Here is a 24,497-nt window from a genome sequence, read left to right on the forward strand (position 1 = left end):
TTCACGCGCCCTCCGGCTCGAAATCCACCAACACAGCACCGGCCGTGACCATATCGCCTTCGGCGCAATTGATGGCAGTGACAATACCTTTTGCCGGCGCTCGGATCGTGTGCTCCATTTTCATCGCCTCCATCACCACAAGCGCCTCGCCGGCTTCGACGGTCGCGCCCTTCTCTCTCAGTATGGCGCGGATAACGCCGGGCATGGGCGCTTCCAGTCCGCCGGTGTGGGTGGAGGAATCCGCAATATCCACGGGGTCGGGCTGGCTGATGCGATAGTGCTCGCCATCCAGAAAAAGCGCGTGGCCGCTACCCTCGGCAAAGAAATAACCCTGCCTTTTCCTGTCGCCCACGGTCGCATGTAATCTGCCGTAGCCCGAGAGGCTGCCATGGCTGCTGATCGTCCGTCCGCCGATTTCCAGCGAAAAGCCGTCCGCCTCATGTAAGACGCTTACGCTTAGCGGCTGCTGATCGAGGACGAAATGCAGGTTCTCCCGCGCTGATGCGTTCAGGCGGAAGGCGTTTGTGGCGTTCCACGGGCTGTAGGGATCGGCCTGCGACGGAGCATTAGCGTTTCCGCTTTTCTGGCGCAAAAGAAGCAGGCCGAGCGTAGCCATCGCGATCTCGTTCTCACCTGTGGCGACCGGGGCAAAAAGTGCCGCCTCGTTGCGGGCGATGAAGCCGGTATCGAGATCGGCATTTGCGAGGGCGTCCAGCCCCGCAAGTCGCGTCAGAAAGGCGGCATTGCTGGTGACACTGCAAATCGCCAGTTTTTCGAGCGCAAGGCGTAGTCGGCGCACGGCCGAGGGGCGATCATGATCCCAGACGATCAGCTTGGCGATCATCGGGTCGTAATGCACGGTGATGGCGTCGCCCGCACGAATGCCGCTGTCTATCCTCAGGTGCGGTCCTTCATCTGGAAAGACCAGATGGCTGACCGTGCCGATTGATGGCAGAAAATCATGCGCCGGGTCTTCGGCGTAAATCCGCGCCTCGATGGCGTGGCCGTTGATACGCAAATCGGCCCAGTCTTCCGGCAGCGACTCTCCGTTCGCGACGCGGATCTGCCATTCGACCAGATCGAGACCGGTAATATATTCCGTAACCGGATGTTCGACCTGAAGCCGGGTATTCATTTCCATGAAATAGAAGTCGCCGGAGGGGTCGAGCAGGAACTCCACCGTTCCCGCACCGCGATAATCGATGGCGCGGGCGGCGGCGACCGCCGCGTCGTACATGCGTTGCCTGAGCGTATCGGGCAGGCCGGGGGCAGGGGCTTCCTCTATGACCTTCTGGTGCCGGCGCTGGATGGAGCAATCGCGCTCGAACAGCGAAACACAATTGCCCTGACCATCGGCAAAGACCTGCACCTCCACATGGCGCGGCCGCTCCAGATATTTTTCGATCAACATGCGGTCATTGCCGAAGGCGGCAAGCGCTTCGCGTTTTGCGCCAGCAAGCTCTGCCACAAATTCGCGTTTTTCACGGACGACGCGCATCCCCTTGCCGCCGCCACCCGCCGAAGCCTTGAGCAATACCGGATAACCGATGGTGTCTGCCTCGCCTGCAAGCTTTTTGTCGGCCTGATCCTCGCCGTGATAGCCCGGCACGACGGGAACGCCCGCTTGCGCCATCAATGCCTTCGCCTCGCTTTTTCCGCCCATGGCGCGGATCGCTTGCGGCGGTGGGCCGATGAAGATGAGACCGGCAGAAGCACAGGCTTCGGCGAAGCCGGCATTTTCAGAGAGGAAACCGTAGCCCGGATGAATGGCCTCCGCACCGCTTGCCTGCGCCGCGGCAATGATTTTTTCGGCATCGAGATAGGACGAACGGGCGGGTGCAGGGCCAATCGCGATGGCCTCGTCGGCCAGCGCCACATGCATGGCGTCGCGGTCGGCATCCGAATAGACCGCGACGGTGCGGATGCCCATCTTGCGGGCGGTGCGGATGATCCGGCAGGCGATTTCGCCCCTGTTGGCGATCAGTATTTTTGAGAACATGGTCGCCTCACATCCTGAATATGCCGAAACGGGTGGGTTCAATCGGTGCGTTCAGCGCGGCCGACAGGCCAAGGCCAAGCACGAGACGGGTGTCCTTCGGATCGATGATGCCATCGTCCCAGAGCCTTGCACTGGCATAATAGGGATGGCCTTCCCGCTCGTATTTCTCCCGGATCGGCTGCTTGAAAGCCTCCTCGCCCTCGGTGGACCAGTGGCGGCCATCTGCCTCGATGCCATCGCGCCGGATTTGTGCCAAAACCGATGCCGCCTGCTCGCCTCCCATTACGGAAATGCGTGCATTCGGCCACATCCACAAAAAGCGCGGCGAATAGGCGCGGCCGCACATGCCGTAATTGCCGGCACCGAAGGAGCCGCCGATGATGACGGTGAATTTCGGCACTTTAGCCGATGCGACGGCAGTGACGAGTTTGGCGCCATCCTTGGCGATGCCGCCCGCCTCATAGACCTTGCCGACCATGAAGCCTGTGATGTTCTGCAGGAAAACCAGGGGAATGCCGCGCTGGCAGCAGAGCTCGATGAAATGTGCGCCCTTCAGCGCCGATTCCGAAAACAATATGCCGTTATTGGCGATGATGCCGACGGGGTAACCGTGGATATGGGCGAAACCGCAGACCAGCGTCGTGCCGTAAAGCGCCTTGAACTCATCGAATTCGGAACCATCCACCAGACGCGCGATGATCTCACGCACCTCGAAGGGTTTTCGCGTATCGGCGGGCACGATGCCGTAAAGCTCTTCGACTGGATAAAGCGGCTCCGCCGGTGGGCGGATATCCAGCTCCACCTGTTTGCGGCGGTTGAGGGTGGAGACAATCCGCCGGGTCAGCGCCAGCGCGTGGCGGTCGTCATGGGCGTAATGATCGGTGACGCCGGATTGTCGCGAATGCACATCCGCGCCGCCCAGCTCTTCCGCGCTCACCACTTCCCCGGTCGCGGCTTTCACCAGCGGCGGGCCGCCGAGAAAGATCGTGCCCTGATTTTTTACGATAATGGACTGGTCGCTCATGGCAGGCACATAGGCACCGCCCGCCGTGCAACTGCCCATCACCACGGCGATCTGCGCGATGCCCTCCGCCGACATATTGGCCTGATTGTAGAAGATGCGGCCGAAATGATCGCGGTCGGGAAACACCTCGTCCTGATTGGGCAGGTTCGCGCCGCCGGAATCCACCAGGTAGATACAGGGCAGTCGGTTCTCAGTGGCGATCTCCTGCGCGCGCAGATGTTTCTTGACGGTCAGCGGATAATAGGTGCCGCCTTTCACCGTCGCGTCATTGGCAACGATCACGCATTCACGGCCTGACACCCGGCCGATGCCGGTGACGATGCCGGCGGCGGGAACGGGTTCGTCATAGACCTCGTAAGCGGCGAATTGCGAGAATTCGAGAAACGGGCTGCCGGGATCGAGAAGCGCCTCGATCCGGTCCCGCGCCAGCAATTTTCCGCGTGACAGATGCCGTTCGCGCGCCTTGTCGCCGCCGCCCTTCGAGATTTTTTTCGACGTGCTGCCGCAGGTCATCCACCAGCCCCGACATGAAGGTGGCGTTGTCGGTGAAGGCGGGGTCGCGGTTCAGACTGGATGTAAGCTTCATCGCGTTCTCACCCGTTGCCCTTGACCAGTTCGCGGCCGATCAGCATCCGGCGAATTTCGCTGGTGCCTGCGCCGATCTCATAGAGTTTAGCATCACGCAGTAGCCGTCCGGCCGGGCTTTCATTGACATAGCCGGAGCCGCCGAGAAGCTGGATCGCATCCAGAGCAACCTGTGTTCCCCGCTCAGCAGCAAACAGGATCGCGCCTGCCGCATCCTGCCGTGTGATGCGGCCATTGTCGCAGGCACGGGCAACCGCATAGACATAGGCACGGGAGGCGTTCATGGCCGAATAGATATCCGCAAGCTTGCCCTGCACCAGCTGGAATTCACCGATCGGTTTGCCGAATTGCTTGCGCTCACGGGCATAGGGCAACACCAGATCAATGGCCGCCTGCATGATGCCGACAGGGCCTGCGGCCAACACGGCGCGCTCGTAATCCAGCCCGCTCATCAGCACCGTTACGCCGTCGTTCAAACGCCCGAGGATATTTTCCTCCGGCACCTCGCAATCCTCGAATACCAGTTCCGAGGTGGGCGAGCCGCGCATGCCGAGCTTGTCGAGTTTCTGCGCGGGGCGGAAACCCTTAAAGCCTTTTTCGATCAGAAAGGCCGTGATGCCGCGCGCGCCGGCGGACATATCCGTCTTGGCGTAGACAACCAGCGTATCGGCCTCGTGGCCGTTGGTGATCCACATCTTTGTGCCGTTCAACACATAAACGTCACCCTTGCGTTCCGCCTTCAGCTTCATCGAGACAACATCCGATCCAGCTTCCGTCTCGCTCATGGCGAGCGAACCGACATGTTCGCCGGAAACGAGCTTCGGCAGATACCGCCGTTTCTGCTCTTCCGTTCCCCAGCGGTGAATCTGGTTGATGCAGAGGTTGGAATGGGCGCCATAGGAAAGGCCGATGGAAGCGGAAGCCCGGCTAATCTCCTCCATCGCCACGCAATGGGCGAGATAGCCCATGTCAGCACCGCCAAATTCCTCCGAAACGGTGATGCCGTGCAGGCCAAGTTCACCCATCTGCGGCCAGAGCTTGCGCGGAAACCGGTCGTCGCGATCGATTTCGGCGGCGAGAGGGGCAATTTTATCGTCGGCGAATGCTCTTGCGCTGTCGCGCAATGCTGCGATTTCCGGGCCGAGGTCGGCGTCGAAAATGGCGGCGAGGTTCAAACTCATCGCGTCTCCTCCTCCGGACGGCCGTTTATCTCCGTCCCTCTCGTCAGCGGCCAGCACCTCCTCCGTGCTGGCAACTCTTATTTATGGCGCGTCACCTCCGGTGAAGGCGGCTGAACGGCGCACGAATGTCTTGATGGCGAAATTGGACTGGATGCGCGACACGCCGGGGACCGTGGTCAGGAAATCCAGAAGCTGCTGATAATGCGGTAAATCCCGCACCATGGCGTGGATGAGATAGTCGGAACTGCCGCTTGTCTGGTAGCCGCCCACCACTTCCGGAATGGAAGCGACGTGGTGCTCGAAGGTTGTCAGCGCTTCCTTGATCTGCCGTTCCAGCGTGACGGAAATGAAGACGCCCATGTTGCCGAGCAGGCGGTTCTCATCGAAGACGGCGGTGTAACCGCGAATGATGCCTTCTTCTTCCAGCTTGCGGACACGGCGCAGCGTCGGCGTGAAGGAAAGACCTATCCGGGCCGCCAGATCGCGCCAGCTCACCCGCCCGTCATCGCCGAGCACATGGAGAATCTTCTGGTCGAAACTGTCGAGCTCAATCATGGATCATTTGCTCTATGATATGACTAATTGTTGGATCAAAGATATCGTCAATCAAAAAACTGTCAATCAAAATAGCTTTGAAATGAATTCGAGATAGTGATAGCGTTCACATCAGTCGCGGTCTGGAGGAGATTGCGGTGGGTCGTTTTCCTAAGTGGGGAAATGGCCAAGGGAGGTGAATTTGGCTGCGCATGACCCTGTCGTTATCGTCGGGGCCGCCCGTACTGCTATGGGTGGGTTCCAGGGCGAATTCAAATCGGTAGCGGCGCCCGATCTCGGGGCGGCGGCGATCCGCGCGGCCGTCGAACGGACCACAATTTCACCCGCTGATATCGACGATGTGCTGATGGGCTGCGTGCTCTCGGCCGGGCAGGGGCAGGCTCCGGCCAGACAGGCGGCCATTGCCGCCGGCATTCCCAACTCGGTTGGCGCGACAACAATCAACAAGATGTGCGGCTCAGGCATGAAGGCGATCATGCTGGCGCATGACCAGCTTGCGGCGGGAGGCTCTTCCGTCGTGCTTGCGGGCGGCATGGAAAGCATGAGCAGCGCGCCCTATCTGCTGGATCGCGCCCGCAACGGTTATCGTCTCGGCCACGGCAAGCTCACCGATCACATGTTTCTCGACGGCCTTGAAGACGCCTATGACAAGGGCCGGCTGATGGGCACCTTCGCGGAAGATTGCGCGCAAGACTATCAGTTCACGCGCGCCATGCAGGATGATTACGCGTTGGCATCACTGGAACGCGCCCGACGCGCTATCGCGGAAGGGGCTTTCGAAGGGGAAATCACGCCCGTCGGCGATGTCGCCGTAGACGAGCAGCCGGGTAAGGCCCGCCCGGAAAAATCCCGCAACTGAAGCCCGCCTTTCGCGATGGTGGAACGGTGACGGCCGCCAATTCCAGCTCCATTTCCGATGGCGCGGCCGCTCTTGTTCTCATGCGCCGGTCCGAGGCGGAAAGGCGGGGCCTTTCACCGCTGGCGACCATTATCGGCCAGGCCGCCCATGCCGATGCGCCGGCGAAATTTCCGACAGCTCCCGTGGGAGCAATGAAAAAGCTGTTCGAGAAAACCGGCTGGTCGGCGAAGGATATCGATCTGTTCGAAATCAACGAGGCCTTTGCCGTGGTGGCGATGGCGGCGATGCGCGATCTCGATTTGCCGCATGAGAAGGTGAATATGCATGGCGGTGCCTGCGCACTCGGCCATCCCATCGGGGCTTCGGGTGCACGTATCGTCGTCACCTTGCTGGCGGCCTTGCAGCGTCACGGGCTGAAACGTGGCGTTGCCGCCGTCTGTATCGGCGGCGGTGAAGCGACCGCGCTCGCGGTTGAACTGCACTGAGGGGAGGCGGCGATGATCCTGAATGAATCCCAGCAGCAGATCAGGGACATGGCCCGCGATTTCGCCCGCGAGCGGCTCGCCCCTGGTGCTAGCGCGCGCGACCGGGAAAGCCGGTTCCCGAAAGACGAGCTGAAAGAAATGGGCGAACTCGGTTTTCTCGGCATGCTGGTCTCCGAGGATTATGGCGGCTCGGAGACCGGTGCCGTCGCCTATGCCCTGGCGCTGGAGGAAATCGCCGCCGGTGACGGCGCCTGTTCCACCATCATGAGCGTTCACAATTCAGTCGGCTGCGTGCCGATCCTGAAATTCGGCACGGAAGACCAGAAGCAGCGTTTCCTGCCAAAATTGGCCTCTGGCGAGTGGATCGGCGGGTTTGCGTTGACTGAGCCGCAGGCCGGTTCCGATGCCTCCAATCTCAAGACCCGCGCCCGGCGCGATGGCGACCGATATATTCTCGACGGCGCGAAACAGTTCATCACGTCAGGCAAGAATGGCGATGTCGTTATCGTTTTTGCCGTCACCGACGCGGCTGCGGGCAAGAAGGGCATCAGCGCCTTCATCGTGCCGACCGATACGCCGGGTTATGAGGTGATCAGGGTCGAGGAAAAGCTCGGCCTGCATTCGTCCGATACCTGCCAGATCGCCTTTACCGACATGGCGGTCTCAGCCGAATTGCGGCTCGGCGAAGAGGGGCAGGGGTATCGCATCGCGCTCGCCAATCTGGAAGGCGGCCGCATCGGGATTGCCGCACAAGCGGTCGGCATGGCGCAGGCGGCTTTCGAGGCGGCGCGGGATTATGCCCGCGAGCGCAAAGCCTTCGGGCAGGCAATCATCGAGCATCAGGCGGTGGCGTTTCGGCTTGCGGATATGGCGACGCGGATTACGGCAGCGCGGCAGCTGGTGCTGCATGCGGCGGCGCTGAAGGAAGCGGGCGAACCCTGCCTTTCGGAAGCCTCGATGGCCAAGCTCTTTGCTTCCGAAATGGCCGAGCGTGTCTGCTCGGACGCCATCCAGATTCACGGCGGTTACGGCTACATGGCGGATTATCCGGTGGAGCGGATCTATCGCGATGTGCGCATCTGCCAGATTTACGAGGGAACCAGCGATGTCCAGCGCATGGTCATCGCGCGCAACCTCTAAGAATTGTTTCGTCGTCTGGAGGAGATGGCGATGGGAGGAGTAGAATGGATATAACCGAAACGCCACATCTCAGCCTGCATGTGCCGGAGCCAGCGGTGCGGCCCGGCGACCAGCCGGATTTCTCCAATGTGAAGATACCCAAAGCCGGTTCCGTGCCGCGCCCGGAGGTAGATGCCGCGCCGGAAAGCATGCGCGATCTAGCCTATTCGATCATCCGTGTCCTCAATCATCAGGGCGAGGCTGTTGGGCCATGGGCGGGGCTGCTTTCGGACGAGGATTTGCTGGTCGGCCTGAAAAACATGATGCGGCTGCGGGCTTTCGATGCCCGCATGCTGATGGCGCAACGGCAGGGCAAGACCTCCTTTTACATGCAGCATCTGGGGGAAGAGGCGGTAAGCTGCGCCTTTCGCAAGGCGCTGTCCAAAGGCGACATGAACTTCCCGACCTACCGGCAGGCGGGTCTGCTGATCGCCGACGACTATCCGCTTGTCACCATGATGAACCAGATCTATTCCAACGAGCTGGACCCGCTGCATGGGCGGCAGCTCCCGGTTCTCTATTCCTCGAAGGAACACGGCTTCTTCACCGTCTCCGGCAATCTCGCCACGCAATATGTGCAGGCGGTCGGCTGGGCGATGGCATCTGCGATCAAGGGCGATACCAAGATCGCGGCTGCATGGATCGGCGACGGCTCGACGGCAGAGTCGGATTTTCATTCCGCTCTGGTCTTCGCCTCCACCTACAAGGCGCCAGTCATCCTCAATATCGTCAACAACCAATGGGCCATTTCCACCTTTCAGGGCATCGCGCGCGGCGGTTCCGGCACATTTGCGGCGCGCGGGCTGGGTTTCGGCATTCCCGCACTACGGGTCGATGGCAATGATTATCTCGCCGTTTATGCCGTGGCACGCTGGGCAGTGGAGCGGGCGCGACGCAATCTCGGTCCGACGCTGATCGAATATGTGACCTATCGCGTCGGCGCGCATTCCACCTCGGATGATCCAAGCGCCTATCGCCCGAAGACAGAATCCGAGGCGTGGCCGTTGGGCGACCCGGTTCTGAGGCTGAAAAAACATCTCATCCTTCGCGGCGTCTGGTCGGAGGATCGGCACCGGCAGGCGGAAGCGGAGATTGCCGACGAGGTGCTTGAGGCGCAACGCGAGGCGGAAAGCCACGGCACGCTGCATGAGGGCGGAAAACCGCCGAAAAAGGATATTTTCGAGGGCGTCTATGCCGAGATGCCGGCACATCTCGTCCGGCAACGTCAGAAGGCGGGGTGGTGACATGACGAGAATGACGATGATCGAAGCCGTCCGCAGCGCCATGGATGTGTCCATGGAACGTAGCGACGACGTGGTGGTGTTCGGCGAGGATGTGGGATATTTCGGCGGCGTGTTCCGTGCCACGCAGGGCTTGCAGGGAAAATACGGCAAGACCCGCTGTTTCGACGCGCCGATCAGCGAATCCGGCATTGTCGGCACGGCAATCGGCATGGCCGCTTATGGCTTGCGCCCCTGTGTCGAAATCCAGTTCGCCGATTACATGTATCCCGCTTATGACCAGATCACCCAGGAGGCGGCCCGCATTCGTTACCGCTCCAACGGCGATTTCACCTGCCCGATTGTTCTCAGAATGCCGACGGGCGGCGGCATTTTCGGCGGGCAGACGCATAGCCAGAGCCCCGAAGCGCTATTCACCCATGTCTGCGGGCTGAAGGTAGTAGTTCCCTCCAACCCTTACGACGCCAAGGGGCTGCTGATCGCATCGATCGAAGACCCCGATCCTGTCATGTTTCTGGAACCGAAGCGGCTTTATAACGGCCCTTTCGATGGCCATCACGACAGGCCGGTAACGCCATGGTCGAAGCACGAGATGGGCGAGGTGCCGGAAGGGCACTACACCATTCCGATCGGCAAGGCCGAAATCCGCCGCCCCGGGCAGGACGTCACCGTCATTACTTATGGCACCATGGTGCATGTGGCGCTGGCGGCAGCGGAAGAGACGGGGGTGGATGCCGAGATCATCGATCTGCGCAGCCTGCTGCCGCTCGATCTCGATACCATCGTCAAGTCCGTTTCCAAGACCGGCCGCTGCGTGATGGTGCATGAGGCGACGCTCACTTCCGGCTTCGGTGCGGAAGTTGTGTCGCTGGTGCAGGAACATTGCTTTTATCATCTCGAGGCCCCCGTCGTCCGCGTTGCCGGCTGGGATACGCCTTATCCCCATGCGCAGGAATGGGACTATTTTCCGGGACCGGCCCGCGTCGGGCGCGCCCTCGTCGAAGTCATGGAGGCCTGAAGATGGCGGAATTTGTTATCACTATGCCCGATGTCGGTGAAGGCGTCGCGGAGGCCGAACTGGTGGAATGGAACGTCAAACCCGGCGATCCGGTGCATGAGGACATGGTGCTGGCCGCGGTGATGACGGACAAGGCGACGGTCGAAATCCCCTCGCCGGTTGCAGGCACCGTCACATGGCTGGCGGCAGAGGTGGGCGACACGGTGGCGGTGAAAGCGCCGCTGGTGCGCATCGAAACCAATGCCGCCGCTGTGGTCTCGCCGGCCGGGAATATGCCGGAGCCGGAAGCGCCATCCGACATGAAGGGAGAGCCGCCAACGGCTGAAATCCAGCCCGCCCGTGAAATCAACGATGCGCCTCCTTCTCCTGAGGTTGAGCACCATAAACCTCTGGCGTCGCCCGCCGTTCGCCAGCGCGCCGACGATCTCGATATCGATCTCGGCCAGGTGAGGGGAACAGGGCCGGATGGGCATATCACCCATGCCGATCTCGACACCTATCTCACCGCGCGGTCAAAGCCCGAACGGCCTGCGCCTGTTGTGACCGGTGACAGTGCCGTGGAACAGGTGAAGGTGACGGGGCTGCGGCGCAAGATTGCCGAGAAGATGACACTTTCCGCTTCCCGTATTCCCCACATTACCTATGTCGAGGAAATCGACGTGACGGATCTGGAGGATTTGCGCGCGACCATGAACGGCAACCGCCGCTCGGGACAGCCGAAGCTGACGATCCTGCCGTTTTTGATGCAGGCGCTTGTCAAAACGGTCGCCGATCATCCCGGCATGAATGCCACCTTCGATGACGATAACGGTGTCGTCAGCCACTATGAAGCGGTCCATATCGGTATCGCCACGCAGACGCCGGCGGGGCTAACGGTTCCGGTCGTTCGCCACACGGAAACGCTCGGCCTCTGGGAATGCGCTTCGGAAGTCGCGCGTGTCGCGGAAGCGGCCCGTACCGGCACTGCGGCGCGCGACGAGCTGACGGGGTCGACCATCACCATCAGTTCGCTCGGCGCTTTGGGTGGTGTCGTTTCGACGCCCATCATCAATTACCCCGAGGTGGCGATCATCGGCGTCAACAAGATCGTGACACGACCGGTCTGGGATGGCAGCCGTTTCGTGCCGCGCAAGATGATGAACCTGTCCTCCAGCTTCGATCACCGGGTTGTCGACGGCTGGGATGCCGCCGTCTTCATTCAGGCTATCAAGGCGCTGCTGGAAAAGCCGGCTCTGATCTTCATCGACGGCTGAGGTTGCGTTCGAAATGGCTTTTCTTCCGTGAAGCACTTCAGCTTCACGGAACTGTTTCGGTGTCGGTATAGGCTTGCGTTCGCGATCTTCGGGTATAGAAGAGAAAGAACGAGAAGCGTGTTTTCTCATCGTGATCACAGTGGCGGACGGGGGCGCTCCGGTGCCCAGCGCTTCGCTGTCCGCCGGCAACCGAATGAAGAAGAAGGTCCTTTCATGAGCACTCCCAAACCCGTTGTCCTGACTATTCTCGATGGCTGGGGACTGAGCGAGGACACGTCCAGCAATGCGCCGGTTCTGGCAAACACGCCCACCATGGACCGGCTTTTCGCCACCTGCCCGAATGCGCGGCTGACCACATTCGGTCCGAATGTCGGCCTGCCGACCGGGCAGATGGGCAATTCCGAGGTGGGGCATACCAATATCGGCGCCGGCCGCATCGTCGCCATGGATCTCGGCCAGATCGATCTGGCGATCGAAGACGGCAGCTTTTTCCAGAATGCCGCGATGCTGGATTTCGCAGCAAAGGTGAAGGCTGCTGGCGGCGTCGCACATCTGATGTGCGTCGTTTCCGATGGTGGCGTTCACGGCCATATCGTCCATGGTCAGGCGGCGGTGAAGCTCCTGACCGATCTGGGGCTGAAGGTCGTCGTGCATGCCATCACCGATGGCCGCGATGTCGCGCCGCAATCGGCGGAAGGTTTCGTCACCGCCTTTGCGGCAAGCCTACCGGCAGGAGCCAGCATCGGCACGGTGATCGGCCGTTATTATGCGATGGATCGCGACAACCGCTGGGAGCGTGTTGAAAAGGCCTATGACGCCATGGTGCTTGGCCGGGGCGAACGGGCGCCGGATGCGGTGAGCGCCGTTGCCGCAAGCTACAAAAACAATGTCACGGATGAATTCATCCTGCCGACAGTGATTGACGGTTATGAAGGCTTCAAGGAGGGCGACGGCCTTTTCTGCCTGAATTTCCGCGCCGACCGCGCCCGTGAAATCCTGCTCGCCATCGGCGCGGATGATTTTGATGGTTTCGCGCGCAAAAAGCCTGAACTTTCGGCGTTGCTTGGTATGGTGGAATATTCCACCAAACACGCCACCTTCATGACGACGGCTTACCCCAAGCGCGATATCGCCAATACGCTGGGCGCCTGGGTGGCGAAGCAGGGGCTTACGCAGTTCCGCCTGGCCGAGACGGAAAAATATCCGCATGTCACCTTCTTCCTGAATGGTGGCAAGGAAGAGCCGGAAGTCGGCGAAGACCGCTTCATGCCGAAATCTCCGAAGGTTGCGACCTACGATCTGCAGCCGGAAATGAGTGCGCCGGAAGTAACGGAGAAATTCGTCGAGGCGATTGGCAAGGGTTACGACCTCATCGTTACCAATTACGCCAATCCGGACATGGTGGGCCATACCGGCGATCTGCAAGCCGCTATCAAGGCCTGCGAAGCCGTGGACCGTGGGCTTGCCGCCGTTGTTGCCGCGCTGGAAAAGGTTGGCGGCGCCATGCTGGTGATTGCCGACCACGGCAATTGCGAAACCATGGTGGACCCGGTGACGGGCGGCCCGCACACCGCTCACACCACCAATCCGGTGCCGGTGATCCTGTTCGGTGGACCTGAAGGCGCGAAGCTGCATGACGGTATTCTTGCCGATGTCGCTCCTACGCTGCTGCAGTTGATGAACGTGCCGCTGCCTGCGGAAATGACGGGCAAGAGCCTGATCGACGTGTAATCGAGCGTGTCTGCGCGGGAGCTTTTTCGCTTCCGCGCAGGGCTGTTTCATGCGCGTCGAAGTAAGGCGCTTCTATCGTCGTTTTGCGTAGATTTGGTCGTGGGCAAGCATGCCGGCGATCATGGCGCAGACGAAGAGAATGACCGGCACGAGGCCGAGAGCCAAAGCCGAAATCGCCGGGCCGGGGCAGAAACCGGCAAGCCCCCAGCCAGCACCGAAAATCGCCGAACCGATAACCAATGGCGCGTCGATGCGGGCTTTGGCGGGAAGATGGAATTCTGCGCTGAGGATCGGTCTGGCAAGGAAACGGCACAGCAGAACGCCCGGCACGGCGACCATGACCGCGCCACCGAGAACGAACATCAGGCTCGGGTCCCAATGGCCGCTCGCCACATCGAGAAAACCTGAAACGCGGGCCGGATCGACCATGCCGGAGAGCGAAAGGCCGAAGCCGAACAGCGCTCCGGCTAGCAGCGCAACTGTAACACGCGCTATGGCTGGATTTTTCATGAAAGGGCTCCCGTCACCGTCGCGGCAAGAATGCCGGTGATCAGGAAGGTCGCGGTTGCTGCGATTGAGCGCCGGGAAAACCGCGCCAACCCCATGATGCCGTGGCCGGAGGTGCAGCCGGACCCCATGCGTGTGCCGAAACCCACCAGCAGACCGGCCACGAGGATCAGCGGCCATGGCGCAAGGATGGTGACAGCGGGAAGCCGGCCGAATGTGACGGCATAAAGATAAGGTCCGGCCAGTAGGCCCATCACGAAAGCCAAATCTGCAAACCGCCGCTCTTTTCCAAGCAACTTGCCCGCGATGCCGCTGATGCCGGCGATGCGACCGTTGAAGAGGAACAGGAGAACGCTCGCAAGGCCAAGCAGCATGCCGCCGAAAAGCGAGGGCCAATAGGGCGTCACGGGTTTTCCTCCGGCGCGCAGAAGATGGCGTAAAGAGCCTCGATCAGTTGCGCGGCCTTGGCTTCGGTCAGGCGATAGAAGATTTGTTTGGCCTCGCGCCGTGTTTCAACGACGCCCGCTTCTCGAAGGACACCCAGTTGCTGGGAAAGTGTGGGTTGGCGGATATCCAGCTTGGCTTCCAGTTCGCCGACGGAAAACTCACCCTGCGCCAGCGTGCAGGCGAGCATCAGCCGCGCGGGATGGGCGAGCGTCTTTAAAAGTATCGCAACCTCGACGGCGCGTTCCTCCATCTCGGGAAGCGGAATTTCGGTGATATCGGGCGACTGTTTCCGTATGTTTTCCTTCACCATGTGCTGCCCTCCAGCACGTCGAGCGGGAGTTTCAGGTATCGTTTGCCATTGGCTTCCGGCTCCGGCAGACGGCCGCCGCGAATATTGACCTGCAAGGCGTGCAGAATGAGCTTCGGCATCGGCAAGGTACGGTCCCGGGTCTCGCGCAGCTGAATGAACCCCTCCTTTGTCATGTTCGCCAGATGCGGATTGCTGCGTTTCTGTTCGCCAACCGAGCTTTCCCATTTCGGGGCGCGGCCGCCGGGTTGATAATCATGGCCGGTGAAAAGCCGCGTTTCGTCGGGAAGGGCGAGAATATCCTGAATGGACGCCCAGAGTTCTTCGGCGCTGCCACCCGGAAAATCCGCCCGCGCCGTGCCGGAATCCGGCATGAACAACGTATCGTGCACGAAGGCGGCGTCGCCGACCACGTAGGTCACGGAGGCCAGCGTGTGTCCGGGCGAAAACAGCACACGGGCTTCCAGCGAACCGATGCTGAACCTGTCTCCCGCTTCAAACAGCCGGTCCCATTGCGAACCGTCGGTCTCAAGATCGGGCCAGTTGTATTTCTCCTGCCAGAGCTTCTGCACGCCCGTGACCTTGGCACCGATGGCCGTTTTCGCGCCGGTTTTTTGGCTGAGATAATGGGCGGCGGAAAAATGGTCGGCATGTGGATGGGTGTCGAGGATCCATTCGACCGAGAGGCCTTGGTCCTTCACATAATCCAGAATGGCATCCGCATTCATCGTTCCGGTCGCACCGGATTTTTCGTCGAAATCGTAGACCGGGTCGATGATCGCGCAGCGTCGGGTTGCTGGGTCCGAGACGACATATTGCACACTCCATGTGCGCGGATCGAAGAAGGCTTTGACGTGCGGCTTTGTTGCGACCTGCCGCTCCAGCCAGCGAACGGCACCCGAAAGGTCGAAACCGTGCTGTTGGCCGAAAGCCCCGATCTCACCCTGTTTCATGCGCCCGTCCAGCGCTTCGCCGAGAACATAAAGCGTAAGTGCGCGCGCTCCGCCCTTGCAATGGGCAAATACGGGCCCTTTGGCTTCGGCCATCGCCTGCTGAAAAGCACGAATATCGGCCTCGGTGATGGTCGGGCCGCTGACCGGAATGAAGCTGTAGGTCAGACCCGCGGCGCTGGCGGCGCTTTTTTCATGCGCATTGCCCGGCTGGCCGGGCTCTTCGCCATCCGGTCGGGCATTGATGATACTTTTGTATCCCTGTGCGGAAAACGATGGAAAGTCGGCGATCTCCGGCTGGCCTGCGACTGTCAGACGTTCGTTGATCCTCACGGCACTCATCGGCATCTCCTATTGTTCTAAATCAATATATATTATTGTATAATGTATATTGATCGACGGCAATAGGCGATAGAAGAAATTTCAGACGCGGGATTTCTGTATTTAGAACAAAGCTTTACCTCTTGCCCGAAGGGGATCGGGCAAGAGTGCCTTTTCCGGAGCGCCCGCAGGGGGCTACGTGGGGAGGGCTGGCCTCAGGCGATAAGCTTGCGGCGTGTCGCCTTCCAGCCAAGACAGATCGCCGCAATAAGTAAGGCCAGTTGAGCGACGAGAAATGGCGGCTCGTTGCCGTTTGGCGCCAGTGCGTTGAGCGCCTCGACCTTGAGGAAGGCCTGAGCGATCAGCACGAACATATTCAGATAAAGGCCGATCGTGGCGGTGATCGTATAAACAGTTCGCGCCCTGCCATTGAGGCCGTATCCGTAAAGCGCCACCAGCGCGATCGCCAGAATGGCGGTCGAGATGATGCCGACGCCGAGTGCCGGTGTGAAGTTGCCGATTGGAAACAGGAAGCCGGTGAGCGTTGTGGCGAGTGTGGTAACGAGGAAAAGCGCCATCATACGCGGCATCCACCGCCCCGCCGCATAAGCGGGCAGAGCGATCAGTCCGGTTACGATGCCAACGAGGCTCAGGGCAACGTGCAATGTCGTGAATTGGGGAATGGTCAGTCCGAGGATCATGATGCGTCTCCCTCTATTCGGTTTGAGTTGCACGATACCGGCTGGCGGCAAGTGCATGCGACAGATTGGGCCTCAATGCTGCGCGGGCTGCAAGGAAATTTTCGAAATCGGCCGCGTCTGGCAGGGAGGGAATGGTCAGGGTCTCGCCGAGATCGAGACCGGCGAGGGCGGCATCCACCATCTCGTAAACATCCATGACCATGGCGGCCGGAATGGCCTCGAGCCGTTCCTCTTCCCAGATCGCCGTGCGGGTAATGCCCGGCAGGACACCCTGCACCCGCACGCCGGAAGGGGAAAGCTGCGCGTGCAGTGCTTCGGTGAAGGCAAGCACGAAGGCCTTGGTTGCCGGATAGACGGCGGTAAATGCTGCCGGCATCAGCGCCGTTACCGAGGTGATGTTGATGATCGTGCCCTTTCCATCGGCGGCGAGACGTGGCGCGATCGCCGCTGCAAGCCGGGTGACGGCAAGGATATTGAGGTTGATCATCGTCGTGACATAGGCCGGATCCAGCGCCGTGATCGAACCTTCCCCGGCAATGCCGGCATTGTTGACGAGGCCGGTAATCCGCCGGTCGTCACGCAACCGGGCCTCGACCTTTTCGAGGTCTTCCGCCCTGGAAAGATCGGCGGAGAGAACCTCAACAGTGATGTGGTAATCCTTTTCCAGCAGTGCGGCCAATGCTTTCAGCTTTTCGGCACGCCGCGCCACGAGGATGAGATCGTGGCCGCGTTTTGCGAGGCGTTCGGCATAGACCGCACCGATACCGTCGGATGCGCCGGTTATGAGAAATGTATTCTGTGTCATGTCCGTGTCTCCGTTTCTGGGTGATTTCAGGCGTTGATGAAGGCGAGCAGGTCGGCGTTGAACCGGTCCTGATAGGTCTGCGTCAGGCCATGGTCGGCACCTTCGTAAACCTTGAGCACCGCATGTTTGACTATTCTGACCGTGGAGAGCGCCGAAGCGCCGATCGGCACGATCTGATCGTCATCGCCGTGCAGCACGAGCGTCGGTTTGTCGAAGGCCTTCAGGTCCTGATGGAAATCGCTTTCCGAAAAGGCGCGGACGCTGTCGAGTTGGCCTTTCAGGCCGCCCATCATGCCCTGCCGCCAGAATTCGTCGCGAATGCCTTGCGAAATCACAGCACCTTCACGGTTGTAGCCGTAGAAAGGAATGGACAAATCCTTGAAGAACTGGCTGCGATTGTCAAAAGTGCCTTTGCGGATGCCGTCGAAAACATCGATCGGCAGGCCAATGGTATTGCTTTCCGTCTTCAGCATCAGCGGCGGTACAGCGCCGATGAGGGCGATCCTGGCGACGCGGGCCGTGCCATGGCGGCCGATGTAACGGGTCACTTCTCCGCCGCCGGTCGAATGGCCGACGAGAATGACGTCGTGAAGATCGAGTTGTTCGATCAGTTCGGCCAGATCGTCGGCATATTGATCCATTGTGTTGTTGTGCCAGACCTGATCGGAGCGGCCGTGGCTGCGGCGATCATGGGCGATGGTGCGGAAACCGTTGTTGGCAAAGAACACCATCTGCGCATCCCAGGCATCGGCGCTGAGCGGCCAACCGTGGGAAAAGATGATGGGCTGTGCGTCTTTCGAGCCCCAGTCCTTGTAGAAGATATGCGTTCCGTCTCTGGTGGTTATCGTTGTCATGGCTCTCTCTCCTGTTGCGGGTGGTTTGCTTGCGTCCCATGGGAATAGAGATACTCTTGACGCAGCCGGGGCTGGATTGGCGCTTCTGACAGAAAACGAGCCGAAACTGACAAAACGGGGGATGCGGGGCATGGCAGGTGTTGCGGGAAGCGCGCTGGAAGTCGGTTTGGTTCTCTATCGGGACTGTCAGATTGCGATGGTGCACGGCATCACCGATCTTTTCGCTATCGCGTCGGTCTTTTCCGAGGATCGCGGCGGACCGAAATTGCGTGTAAGCCACTGGAGCATGGGCGAGGGCGGTGAATTTTCGCGCTGTCACGACACCGAGCCGGGCAGGGCGGGACATCCCGATATCTTCGTCGTACCCGGTCGGCTGACCGGGCCTGCCGAAATCGAGGAGGCTGCGCCCTATGCCCGCTGGCTGCTGGACCGGCACGCGCATGGCGCTACGCTCGCCGCCAGTTGCGGCGGCTCCTTCATCATTGCCGCGACCGGCCTTTTGTCCGACCGCCCGGCCACGACCCACTGGCTGTTTGCCGAGCGGTTTCGCGAGCGTTTTCCCGATGTGCGTCTGGAGATAGACAAGATCGTCATCGAGGACGGCGATATCATCACGGCTGGCGGGCTGATGGCATGGACCGACCTTGGCCTGCGCATTGTCGACCGGCTGCTCGGGCCTTCGGTGATGATTGAAACCGGCAAATTCCTGCTGATCGATCCTTCGGGGCGGGAACAGCGACATTACAGCAGTTTTGCGCCGCGCCTGACGCATGGCGACGAGCCTATCCTGAAGGTGCAACACTGGCTGCAGGCGCGCGCGGGGCGGGCCACCAGCGTGACCGACATGGCCACGCATGCCGGGCTGGAGGAGCGAACCTTCCTGCGCCGTTTCAAGGCCGCGACCGGCCTGAAGCCGATCGAATATGTTCAGCATCTGCGGGTCGGCAAGGCGCGGGAGCTGCTGGAATTCACCCGCCGTTCGGTGGACCAGGTCGCCTGGTCGGTGGGCTACGAGGATGCTGCCGCCTTCCGCCGCGTGTTTCACCGTATTCTCGGCCTGTCGCCGGGCGAGTACAGAAACCGCTTTTCAAGCAGTTCGGCCATGGCGGCTGCCTGAGGATAAATCCTGCTTTTGCGGCGTCGACCCTTTGCAGCACGGTTGGTGCGAGAAGCGCAGCCCTTGCAATGTGGCGGGTGTTTGCTAACATGCCAGACAAGTTTAAAACAGGTGGGCCGGAATGGACGTTGAGAGCAGCACGAAGCCGGGAGTATCGCTCGCGGCGAAAATCAGCTCCGCATTGCGGCGGGATTTGTCCGAAGGCGTGTTCCGTCCCGGCGACCGTCTTCCGAGCGAGAGCGCGCTGACACGTGAATATTCCGTCAGCCGCACAGTGGTGCGCGAGGCCATCGCCATTCTGCGCGCCGATGGTCTTGTTGAGGCTCGCAAGGGGGCAGGCGTTTTTGCCATTGAGGTGAAACCGGCCAAGGAAGTGCCTTTCAACGATCTGGCGGTGGGGCGGATCTCCTCGGTAATCGAGCTGCTGGAATTACGCACCGTCTTCGAGGTCGAATCCGCCGGGCTTGCGGCATCGCGCCGTTCCGCCGTGCAGGTGGAGGCGATTGTCGATGCGCATCGGCGCATAGGCGACTGTCTCGCCGCCGGGCTGCCGACGCGGGATGCCGATTTCGAGTTCCATCTGGCGATTGCACAGGCGACGCAGAACAGGCGTTTCCCCGAGTTTCTTCAACTCATCCGCTCCGGCATCATTCCCCGTGGCGAATTGCAGGGGGCAGCGCCAGGCGCGCGCCCGAAGGACTACAATCTTCATCTCCAGGAGGAGCATGCGAGGATCGTCGATGCCATCATCGAAGGTGATGCCGATGCCGCCCGCCAATATATGGCGGCACATCTGCGCGGCAGTCTTGAACGTTACAAGGTGCTCTTGCGCTCTCGAACTGCCGCTGAATGACCAGGAAAGGTCAGCTTTCTCAGTAGGTTACGCACTCGCCCGTCGATAGAAGGCCAGAGAGGCGGCAAGCGTCAAAAGCGCTCCGCCGCAAATCCGGTCGAGCCACAGCGCTCCTGATTTCCGCAACAGTCTGACGGCCTGCGAGCCGAGCAGGGCATATCCCAACATCACGATGAAATCGATGCCGGCGAAAACCAGCGCAAGCACCGCATATTGCTGGATCTGCGGCGCTGCCGGATCGATGAATTGCGGCAGGAAAGCCGAAAAGAACAGATATCCCTTGGGGTTGGTCACCGCCACAAGGAAGCTTTTGAGGAAAATCGAGCGGGCGGAAGTGGTCCCGGTTGCGTCTGCCGATTGAAGGGCGCCATCGAGCGAACCTCTGGAGCGCAAAAGCATGATGCCGAGGAAGGCAAGGTAACAAACGCCGACCCATTTGACGACGCCGAACCAGAATTCCGAAGCGGCGAGCAAGGCTCCCAATCCCAGCGCAACCGCGCCGATCAGAACGAAATCGGACAGAACCGCGCCGGCCATGCCGGTCAAGGCGCGGCGGACCCCGAAGCGTGAGCCATTCGCAAGCGCCAGCAAAACGGTCGGGCCGGGCGTGGCAATACCGATAAAGGCGACTATCGCAAATGCCAGAAGTGTCATTTCCGCCATTTCTTTCTCCCCCTGGAGCAGGAGATGCGCCGGTACCGGACCGGCATCTCCGCAGGCATTTCGAGGCGAAAGAATACAGGCTTTTGCGATTGCGGCAATGTGTGTGAATTCTTTTCCGGCAAAGCAAAGACTGTCGGATTTCGGATGAAACTTCGGCTTCGGAAGGCTGCATCGCAGCCCGGTTCTATAATCTTCCACGTCCCGCTACAGTACCAATTTTACCGGCATATGCTTGACAGCCTTCAACACCTGTGACAACTTGCGAATAGTTGTCAGACAGGATTGCGCCTTTGTTCTTTTGCGTGGTCGACTTCTGGCAAGGGAGGAACCATGCCAAAAAGACGCCTTTCGCTGTATGGCCTGTCCGGCCAGATCGGAAGTATTGCGGTCACGCTGCTCGGATTGCTGCTGCTGACCTTTTTCATCGGCCGCCTGATGCCTGCCGATCCCGTGCGGGCAATCGTCGGTGAGGACGCGACGCGCGAAACCTATGAGCAGGTCTACCATGCGCTCGGCTTCGACCGGCCGCTCTGGCAACAATTCATCTATTATCTCGGCGATGTGTTCACTGGCGATTTCGGAACCTCGATCCGCACGGGCCAGCCCGTCATCCAGGATATCATACGCGTCATGCCGGCGACGATGGAGCTTGCGACCTTCGCGATCCTGATCGGTGCTGGCCTCGGCATTCCCATGGGCGTTTACGCAGCAGTCAAGAAAGACCGCTGGCAGGACCATCTCGTGCGGGTGCTCAGCCTGTTCGGCCATTCCATGCCGATCTTCTGGACCGGCATGATCGCGCTGATCGTTTTTTACGCCCATCTCGGCCTTGTCGGCGGCGGTGGCCGCATGGACCAGTTCTATATCGGTCTCGTGGAGGAACGGACGGGCTTCCTGCTGATCGACAGCCTGCTTGCGGGTGATATGGAAGTCTTCTGGTCGGCCATCAATCACCTCATCCTGCCCGCCGCTCTGCTCGGTTATTCATCGTCGGCCTATATCACCCGCATGACGCGCAGCTTCATGCTGGATCAGCTGGGCCAGGAATATGTGACGACCGCGCGCGTCAAAGGCCTGTCGCAACGCCAGACGGTGTGGCTGCATGCTTTCGGCAATATCCGTGTGCAGCTCGTCACCATCATTGCGCTTGCTTACGGCTCGCTGCTGGAGGGCGCGGTTCTTATCGAGACCGTCTTCGCCTGGCCGGGCTTCGGCCAATATCTCACCAGCAATCTTATCATCGGCGACATGAATGCCGTGATGACCTGCGTGCTTATCGTCGGCGTCATCTTCATCGGGCTCAATCTCCTGTCCGACATTCTCTACCGCTTTTTCGATCCGAGGACCCGCTGATGACGGCCCGTGCAGAAACCTCCTTGCGTCTTCCCGTGCCGTTGCACGCGCTGAAGAACATCTTCATCTTCCTGCTGAAAAGCCCGACATCGGCCTTCGGCCTGGCTGTCCTGCTGCTTCTTGTCACCGCGGCGATTTTTGCGCCCTGGCTTGCGACACATGACCCTTACGTGCAGGATCTCGCCAATACGCTGCAGCCGCCCGGTAATGGCCATTTCTTCGGCACGGACGAGCTTGGACGCGATATTTACAGTCGCCTTCTGTGGGGCGCGCGCATCACTCTCACCATCATCTCGCTGGTGTCGATCATCGTCGGTCCGGTCGGTCTTCTGGTCGGCACGGCGTCGGGTTATCTCGGCGGCAAGTTCGATACGGTGATGATGCGCATCACGGATATTTTTCTGTCGTTCCCGAGCCTCATCCTGTCGCTCGCCTTTGTCGCGGCACTAGGCCCCAGCCTCAATAATGCGATCATCGCTATCGCGCTCACCTCGTGGCCGCCGATCGCGCGGCTTGCACGCGCCGAGGCCATGACCTTCCGCAAGGCGGATTACATTGCCGCCGCAAGGCTTCAGGGCGCGTCGCCGCTGCGTATCATCGTCAAGTCGATCATGCCCATGTGCCTGCCTTCGGTCCTGATCCGTCTGACGCTGAATATGGCGACCGTCATTCTGACCGCCGCCGGGCTTGGCTTCCTTGGTCTCGGCGCGCAGCCGCCCCTGCCGGAATGGGGAGCGATGATCGCGACCGGACGCCGCTACATGCTCGACAGCTGGTGGCTCGTCACTTTCCCCGGCGTTGCGATCCTTTCCGTCAGCCTTGCCTTCAACCTTTTAGGCGACGGCCTGCGGGATGCGCTCGATCCGAAGCAGATGAACCGGAAATAGGGCCATGGAAAAACCAATCCTCGACGTCGAAAATCTTCGCATCCGGTATGGCGGTTCGCCCACCGAGGCCGTGCGCGGCATCTCCTTCACCCTTGGCCGGGAACGGCTTGGCATTGTCGGCGAAAGCGGCTCGGGTAAATCCACCGTCGGCAGGGCGCTGCTGCGGCTCCTGCCATCGGCGACGATAACCGCCGACAAGCTTGATTTCGACGGTCTCGATCTTCTGTCGCTCAGTGAGAAGGAGATGCTGAAGGTTCGTGGACGGCGCATGTCGATGATCCTTCAGGATCCGAAATTCTCCCTCAATCCCATCCGTCGTGTCGGCGATCAGGTGACGGAGACCTATCTGCGCCATTTCAAGGCGTCGAAATCGGAGGCTCGGGAAAAAGCGCTCGCCATGCTCGATGCGGTGAAAATCCGCGACGCCGCTCGCGTCTACGAGCAATATCCGCACGAGATTTCCGGCGGCATGGGCCAGCGTGTCATGATCGCCATGATGCTGCTTGCCGATCCCGATCTCGTCATTGCCGACGAGCCGACCTCTGCGCTCGATGTGACGGTGCGGTTGCAGGTGCTGAATATTCTCGATGGCCTCGTTCGGGATCGAGGCATCGGTCTCATCATGATCAGCCATGACCTCAATCTCGTGCGCAATTTCTGCGATCGGGTTCTCATCATGTATGCCGGCCGGGTGGTGGAAACGCTTGCCGCGCGCGATCTCGATCAGGCACAGCATCCCTATACGCGCGGCCTGCTCGCGGCGCAGCCGCGCATCGGCGGCACGCGCGCGCCGCTCGCGGTGCTGGATCGTCGCCCCGAATGGCTGGAGGAGAAAGTATAATGGCTGTTTCCGTTGAAACCCGTGATCTTTCCATCACCTTTGGCAGCGGCCACACGGCGCTGAAAGTGCTGCCCTCGGTGTCCTTTCGTGTCGAGCCGGGCGAGTGTTTCGGGCTGGTCGGCGAAAGCGGTTCGGGCAAATCCACTGTGTTGCGCTGCGTGTCGATGCTGAATGATTTCTGGAGCGGCGAAATCCTCATCAATGGCCGCTCGGTTCGCGAAATGCCATTGATCGAGCGATGCCGCACCCTGCAGATGGTGTTTCAGGACCCTTACGGGTCGCTGCATCCACGCCAGTCGGTGCGCACCGTTCTTGGGGAATCGCTCGCTATCCACAAGCTCGGTGACCGCGAAGAGCGCATGCGCAAGGTCATCACGGATGTCGGCCTACCGGTGTCGTTCCTGGACCGCTTCCCGCACCAGCTTTCCGGCGGCCAGCGACAGCGCGTGGCGATTGCCCGTGCGCTGATCCTCGAACCGTCGCTGCTTCTGCTCGATGAGCCGACATCTGCGCTTGATGTCTCAGTGCAGGCGGAAATCCTCAACCTGCTGCAGCGCCTGCGCGAAGAACGCGGCTTTACCTATATCATGGTGACGCACGATCTCGCGGTGGTCGACCACATGTGTGATCGCTTCGCCGTGATGCTGCGTGGCGAAATCACCGAAATCCTGCCGCGCGAGGCTATCGCCGGCAATGGCGCGACGCATCCCTATGCGCGTGAATTGATCGGCGCCTCACTGGAATATGAAGGCGCATGATGGCTTCCAAAGCGTGATCGTCC

Annotated in this window: 22 protein-coding genes and 2 pseudogenes; 12 read left to right on the plus strand and 12 right to left on the minus strand. The window is 60.5% G+C overall.

Annotated elements, in window-relative coordinates:
* Position 1 precedes the first annotated feature (1 nt).
* From RBH10_RS07065 to RBH10_RS07080, 4 genes and pseudogenes are all read right to left on the minus strand, one after another.
* Positions 2 to 1,999, minus strand: coding sequence for an acetyl/propionyl/methylcrotonyl-CoA carboxylase subunit alpha (locus tag RBH10_RS07065; protein ID WP_281037664.1), 1,998 nt, complete (start codon positions 1,997 to 1,999; stop codon positions 2 to 4).
* A 7-nt stretch (positions 2,000 to 2,006) separates the two neighbouring features.
* Positions 2,007 to 3,609: pseudogene (locus RBH10_RS07070) on the minus strand (carboxyl transferase domain-containing protein).
* A 7-nt stretch (positions 3,610 to 3,616) separates the two neighbouring features.
* Entirely contained in the window at positions 3,617 to 4,789 is a 1,173-nt protein-coding gene (locus RBH10_RS07075; RefSeq protein ID WP_281037662.1) for an isovaleryl-CoA dehydrogenase, read from the minus strand.
* Positions 4,790 to 4,870: 81 nt separating this feature from the next.
* Positions 4,871 to 5,344 (minus strand): Lrp/AsnC family transcriptional regulator, encoded by a 474-nt coding sequence (locus tag RBH10_RS07080; RefSeq protein WP_003500312.1) that lies wholly within the window; start codon positions 5,342 to 5,344, stop codon positions 4,871 to 4,873.
* A 229-nt stretch (positions 5,345 to 5,573) separates the two neighbouring features.
* Between RBH10_RS07080 and RBH10_RS07085 the strand changes: the two are divergent.
* The 6 genes and pseudogenes from RBH10_RS07085 (at position 5,574) to gpmI (ending at position 13,110) form a co-directional block, all read left to right on the plus strand.
* A pseudogene (locus tag RBH10_RS07085) lies at positions 5,574 to 6,688 on the plus strand (acetyl-CoA C-acyltransferase).
* A gap of 12 nt (positions 6,689 to 6,700) precedes the next feature.
* Positions 6,701 to 7,828, plus strand: a complete 1,128-nt coding sequence (locus RBH10_RS07090; RefSeq protein WP_281037661.1) for an acyl-CoA dehydrogenase family protein — start codon at positions 6,701 to 6,703, stop codon at positions 7,826 to 7,828.
* 44 nt (positions 7,829 to 7,872) lie between these two features.
* Positions 7,873 to 9,111, plus strand: a complete 1,239-nt coding sequence (locus RBH10_RS07095) for a 3-methyl-2-oxobutanoate dehydrogenase (2-methylpropanoyl-transferring) subunit alpha (protein ID WP_281037660.1) — start codon at positions 7,873 to 7,875, stop codon at positions 9,109 to 9,111.
* Position 9,112: 1 nt separating this feature from the next.
* Positions 9,113 to 10,126: an alpha-ketoacid dehydrogenase subunit beta gene (locus RBH10_RS07100; RefSeq protein WP_045018786.1), complete on the plus strand. Its 1,014-nt coding sequence runs from the start codon at positions 9,113 to 9,115 to the stop codon at positions 10,124 to 10,126.
* A 2-nt stretch (positions 10,127 to 10,128) separates the two neighbouring features.
* Complete coding sequence (locus RBH10_RS07105) at positions 10,129 to 11,379, plus strand: dihydrolipoamide acetyltransferase family protein (protein ID WP_281037659.1); 1,251 nt, start codon at positions 10,129 to 10,131, stop codon at positions 11,377 to 11,379.
* Between the two features lie 213 nt (positions 11,380 to 11,592).
* Positions 11,593 to 13,110: a 2,3-bisphosphoglycerate-independent phosphoglycerate mutase gene (gene gpmI, locus RBH10_RS07110; RefSeq protein ID WP_281037658.1), complete on the plus strand. Its 1,518-nt coding sequence runs from the start codon at positions 11,593 to 11,595 to the stop codon at positions 13,108 to 13,110.
* 72 nt (positions 13,111 to 13,182) lie between these two features.
* On the opposite strand, the gene RBH10_RS07115 is transcribed toward gpmI, so the two are convergent.
* From RBH10_RS07115 to RBH10_RS07145, 7 genes are all read right to left on the minus strand, one after another.
* A complete protein-coding gene (locus tag RBH10_RS07115; protein ID WP_281037657.1) occupies positions 13,183 to 13,620 on the minus strand; it encodes a YeeE/YedE family protein in 438 nt (145 codons plus the stop codon).
* Positions 13,617 to 14,024, minus strand: coding sequence for a YeeE/YedE family protein (locus RBH10_RS07120; protein WP_281037656.1), 408 nt, complete (start codon positions 14,022 to 14,024; stop codon positions 13,617 to 13,619). The genes RBH10_RS07115 and RBH10_RS07120 overlap by 4 nt, the downstream gene beginning before the upstream one ends.
* On the minus strand, positions 14,021 to 14,374 hold the full coding sequence (gene bigR, locus RBH10_RS07125; RefSeq protein ID WP_281037655.1) for a sulfite-sensing transcriptional repressor BigR: 354 nt from the start codon (positions 14,372 to 14,374) through the stop codon (positions 14,021 to 14,023). Before bigR ends, RBH10_RS07120 begins: the two co-directional genes overlap by 4 nt.
* Positions 14,368 to 15,663, minus strand: a complete 1,296-nt coding sequence (gene blh / locus RBH10_RS07130; protein ID WP_281037654.1) for a bifunctional sulfur transferase/dioxygenase Blh — start codon at positions 15,661 to 15,663, stop codon at positions 14,368 to 14,370. The genes bigR and blh overlap by 7 nt, the downstream gene beginning before the upstream one ends.
* A gap of 194 nt (positions 15,664 to 15,857) precedes the next feature.
* Positions 15,858 to 16,343, minus strand: coding sequence for a hypothetical protein (locus tag RBH10_RS07135; RefSeq protein ID WP_281037653.1), 486 nt, complete (start codon positions 16,341 to 16,343; stop codon positions 15,858 to 15,860).
* 13 nt (positions 16,344 to 16,356) lie between these two features.
* Positions 16,357 to 17,148 (minus strand): SDR family oxidoreductase, encoded by a 792-nt coding sequence (locus RBH10_RS07140; protein WP_281037652.1) that lies wholly within the window; start codon positions 17,146 to 17,148, stop codon positions 16,357 to 16,359.
* 26 nt (positions 17,149 to 17,174) lie between these two features.
* Positions 17,175 to 18,002 (minus strand): alpha/beta fold hydrolase, encoded by an 828-nt coding sequence (locus RBH10_RS07145; RefSeq protein ID WP_281037651.1) that lies wholly within the window; start codon positions 18,000 to 18,002, stop codon positions 17,175 to 17,177.
* Between the two features lie 130 nt (positions 18,003 to 18,132).
* Here RBH10_RS07145 and RBH10_RS07150 point away from each other — a divergent pair, with 130 nt between their 5' ends.
* Both RBH10_RS07150 and RBH10_RS07155 read left to right on the plus strand, forming a co-directional pair.
* Entirely contained in the window at positions 18,133 to 19,119 is a 987-nt protein-coding gene (locus tag RBH10_RS07150; RefSeq protein ID WP_281037650.1) for a GlxA family transcriptional regulator, read from the plus strand.
* A 121-nt stretch (positions 19,120 to 19,240) separates the two neighbouring features.
* A complete protein-coding gene (locus tag RBH10_RS07155; protein ID WP_045018767.1) occupies positions 19,241 to 19,972 on the plus strand; it encodes a FadR/GntR family transcriptional regulator in 732 nt (243 codons plus the stop codon).
* A gap of 27 nt (positions 19,973 to 19,999) precedes the next feature.
* Here the strand turns inward: RBH10_RS07155 and RBH10_RS07160 are convergent, their stop codons facing one another.
* Positions 20,000 to 20,635 (minus strand): LysE family translocator, encoded by a 636-nt coding sequence (locus RBH10_RS07160; protein WP_281037649.1) that lies wholly within the window; start codon positions 20,633 to 20,635, stop codon positions 20,000 to 20,002.
* A gap of 330 nt (positions 20,636 to 20,965) precedes the next feature.
* On the opposite strand from RBH10_RS07160, the gene RBH10_RS07165 reads away from it, so the two are divergent.
* From RBH10_RS07165 to RBH10_RS07180, 4 genes are read left to right on the plus strand one after another with little or no spacing between them, the layout of a single operon-like run.
* Positions 20,966 to 21,988 carry an ABC transporter permease gene (locus RBH10_RS07165; RefSeq protein WP_003500347.1) on the plus strand — a complete coding sequence of 341 codons (1,023 nt, stop codon included), beginning with the start codon at positions 20,966 to 20,968 and terminating at the stop codon, positions 21,986 to 21,988.
* Positions 21,988 to 22,875: an ABC transporter permease gene (locus RBH10_RS07170; RefSeq protein ID WP_281037648.1), complete on the plus strand. Its 888-nt coding sequence runs from the start codon at positions 21,988 to 21,990 to the stop codon at positions 22,873 to 22,875. The genes RBH10_RS07165 and RBH10_RS07170 overlap by 1 nt, the downstream gene beginning before the upstream one ends.
* Before the next feature lie 4 nt (positions 22,876 to 22,879).
* On the plus strand, positions 22,880 to 23,716 hold the full coding sequence (locus RBH10_RS07175) for an ABC transporter ATP-binding protein (protein ID WP_013761686.1): 837 nt from the start codon (positions 22,880 to 22,882) through the stop codon (positions 23,714 to 23,716).
* Positions 23,716 to 24,474 (plus strand): ABC transporter ATP-binding protein, encoded by a 759-nt coding sequence (locus RBH10_RS07180; protein ID WP_281037647.1) that lies wholly within the window; start codon positions 23,716 to 23,718, stop codon positions 24,472 to 24,474. The genes RBH10_RS07175 and RBH10_RS07180 overlap by 1 nt, the downstream gene beginning before the upstream one ends.
* Positions 24,475 to 24,497 lie beyond the last annotated feature (23 nt).

Source organism: Rhizobium sp. AN73, from assembly GCF_030757975.1.
Classification (GTDB): Bacteria; Pseudomonadota; Alphaproteobacteria; order Rhizobiales; family Rhizobiaceae; genus Agrobacterium; species Agrobacterium arsenijevicii.

Excerpts from the sequence above, each read along its gene's own strand:
- RBH10_RS07065 (WP_281037664.1), bottom strand. The coding sequence starts at position 1,999 with ATGTTCTCAAAAATACTGATCGCCAACAGGGGCGAAATCGCCTGCCGG.
- RBH10_RS07075 (WP_281037662.1), bottom strand. The coding sequence starts at position 4,789 with ATGAGTTTGAACCTCGCCGCCATTTTCGACGCCGACCTCGGCCCGGAA.
- RBH10_RS07080 (WP_003500312.1), bottom strand. The coding sequence starts at position 5,344 with ATGATTGAGCTCGACAGTTTCGACCAGAAGATTCTCCATGTGCTCGGC.
- RBH10_RS07090 (WP_281037661.1), top strand. The coding sequence starts at position 6,701 with ATGATCCTGAATGAATCCCAGCAGCAGATCAGGGACATGGCCCGCGAT.
- RBH10_RS07095 (WP_281037660.1), top strand. The coding sequence starts at position 7,873 with ATGGATATAACCGAAACGCCACATCTCAGCCTGCATGTGCCGGAGCCA.
- RBH10_RS07100 (WP_045018786.1), top strand. The coding sequence starts at position 9,113 with ATGACGAGAATGACGATGATCGAAGCCGTCCGCAGCGCCATGGATGTG.
- RBH10_RS07105 (WP_281037659.1), top strand. The coding sequence starts at position 10,129 with ATGGCGGAATTTGTTATCACTATGCCCGATGTCGGTGAAGGCGTCGCG.
- gpmI (WP_281037658.1), top strand. The coding sequence starts at position 11,593 with ATGAGCACTCCCAAACCCGTTGTCCTGACTATTCTCGATGGCTGGGGA.
- RBH10_RS07115 (WP_281037657.1), bottom strand. The coding sequence starts at position 13,620 with ATGAAAAATCCAGCCATAGCGCGTGTTACAGTTGCGCTGCTAGCCGGA.
- bigR (WP_281037655.1), bottom strand. The coding sequence starts at position 14,374 with ATGGTGAAGGAAAACATACGGAAACAGTCGCCCGATATCACCGAAATT.
- blh (WP_281037654.1), bottom strand. The coding sequence starts at position 15,663 with ATGAGTGCCGTGAGGATCAACGAACGTCTGACAGTCGCAGGCCAGCCG.
- RBH10_RS07135 (WP_281037653.1), bottom strand. The coding sequence starts at position 16,343 with ATGATCCTCGGACTGACCATTCCCCAATTCACGACATTGCACGTTGCC.
- RBH10_RS07140 (WP_281037652.1), bottom strand. The coding sequence starts at position 17,148 with ATGACACAGAATACATTTCTCATAACCGGCGCATCCGACGGTATCGGT.
- RBH10_RS07145 (WP_281037651.1), bottom strand. The coding sequence starts at position 18,002 with ATGACAACGATAACCACCAGAGACGGAACGCATATCTTCTACAAGGAC.
- RBH10_RS07150 (WP_281037650.1), top strand. The coding sequence starts at position 18,133 with ATGGCAGGTGTTGCGGGAAGCGCGCTGGAAGTCGGTTTGGTTCTCTAT.
- RBH10_RS07155 (WP_045018767.1), top strand. The coding sequence starts at position 19,241 with ATGGACGTTGAGAGCAGCACGAAGCCGGGAGTATCGCTCGCGGCGAAA.
- RBH10_RS07160 (WP_281037649.1), bottom strand. The coding sequence starts at position 20,635 with ATGGCGGAAATGACACTTCTGGCATTTGCGATAGTCGCCTTTATCGGT.
- RBH10_RS07165 (WP_003500347.1), top strand. The coding sequence starts at position 20,966 with ATGCCAAAAAGACGCCTTTCGCTGTATGGCCTGTCCGGCCAGATCGGA.
- RBH10_RS07170 (WP_281037648.1), top strand. The coding sequence starts at position 21,988 with ATGACGGCCCGTGCAGAAACCTCCTTGCGTCTTCCCGTGCCGTTGCAC.
- RBH10_RS07175 (WP_013761686.1), top strand. The coding sequence starts at position 22,880 with ATGGAAAAACCAATCCTCGACGTCGAAAATCTTCGCATCCGGTATGGC.
- RBH10_RS07180 (WP_281037647.1), top strand. The coding sequence starts at position 23,716 with ATGGCTGTTTCCGTTGAAACCCGTGATCTTTCCATCACCTTTGGCAGC.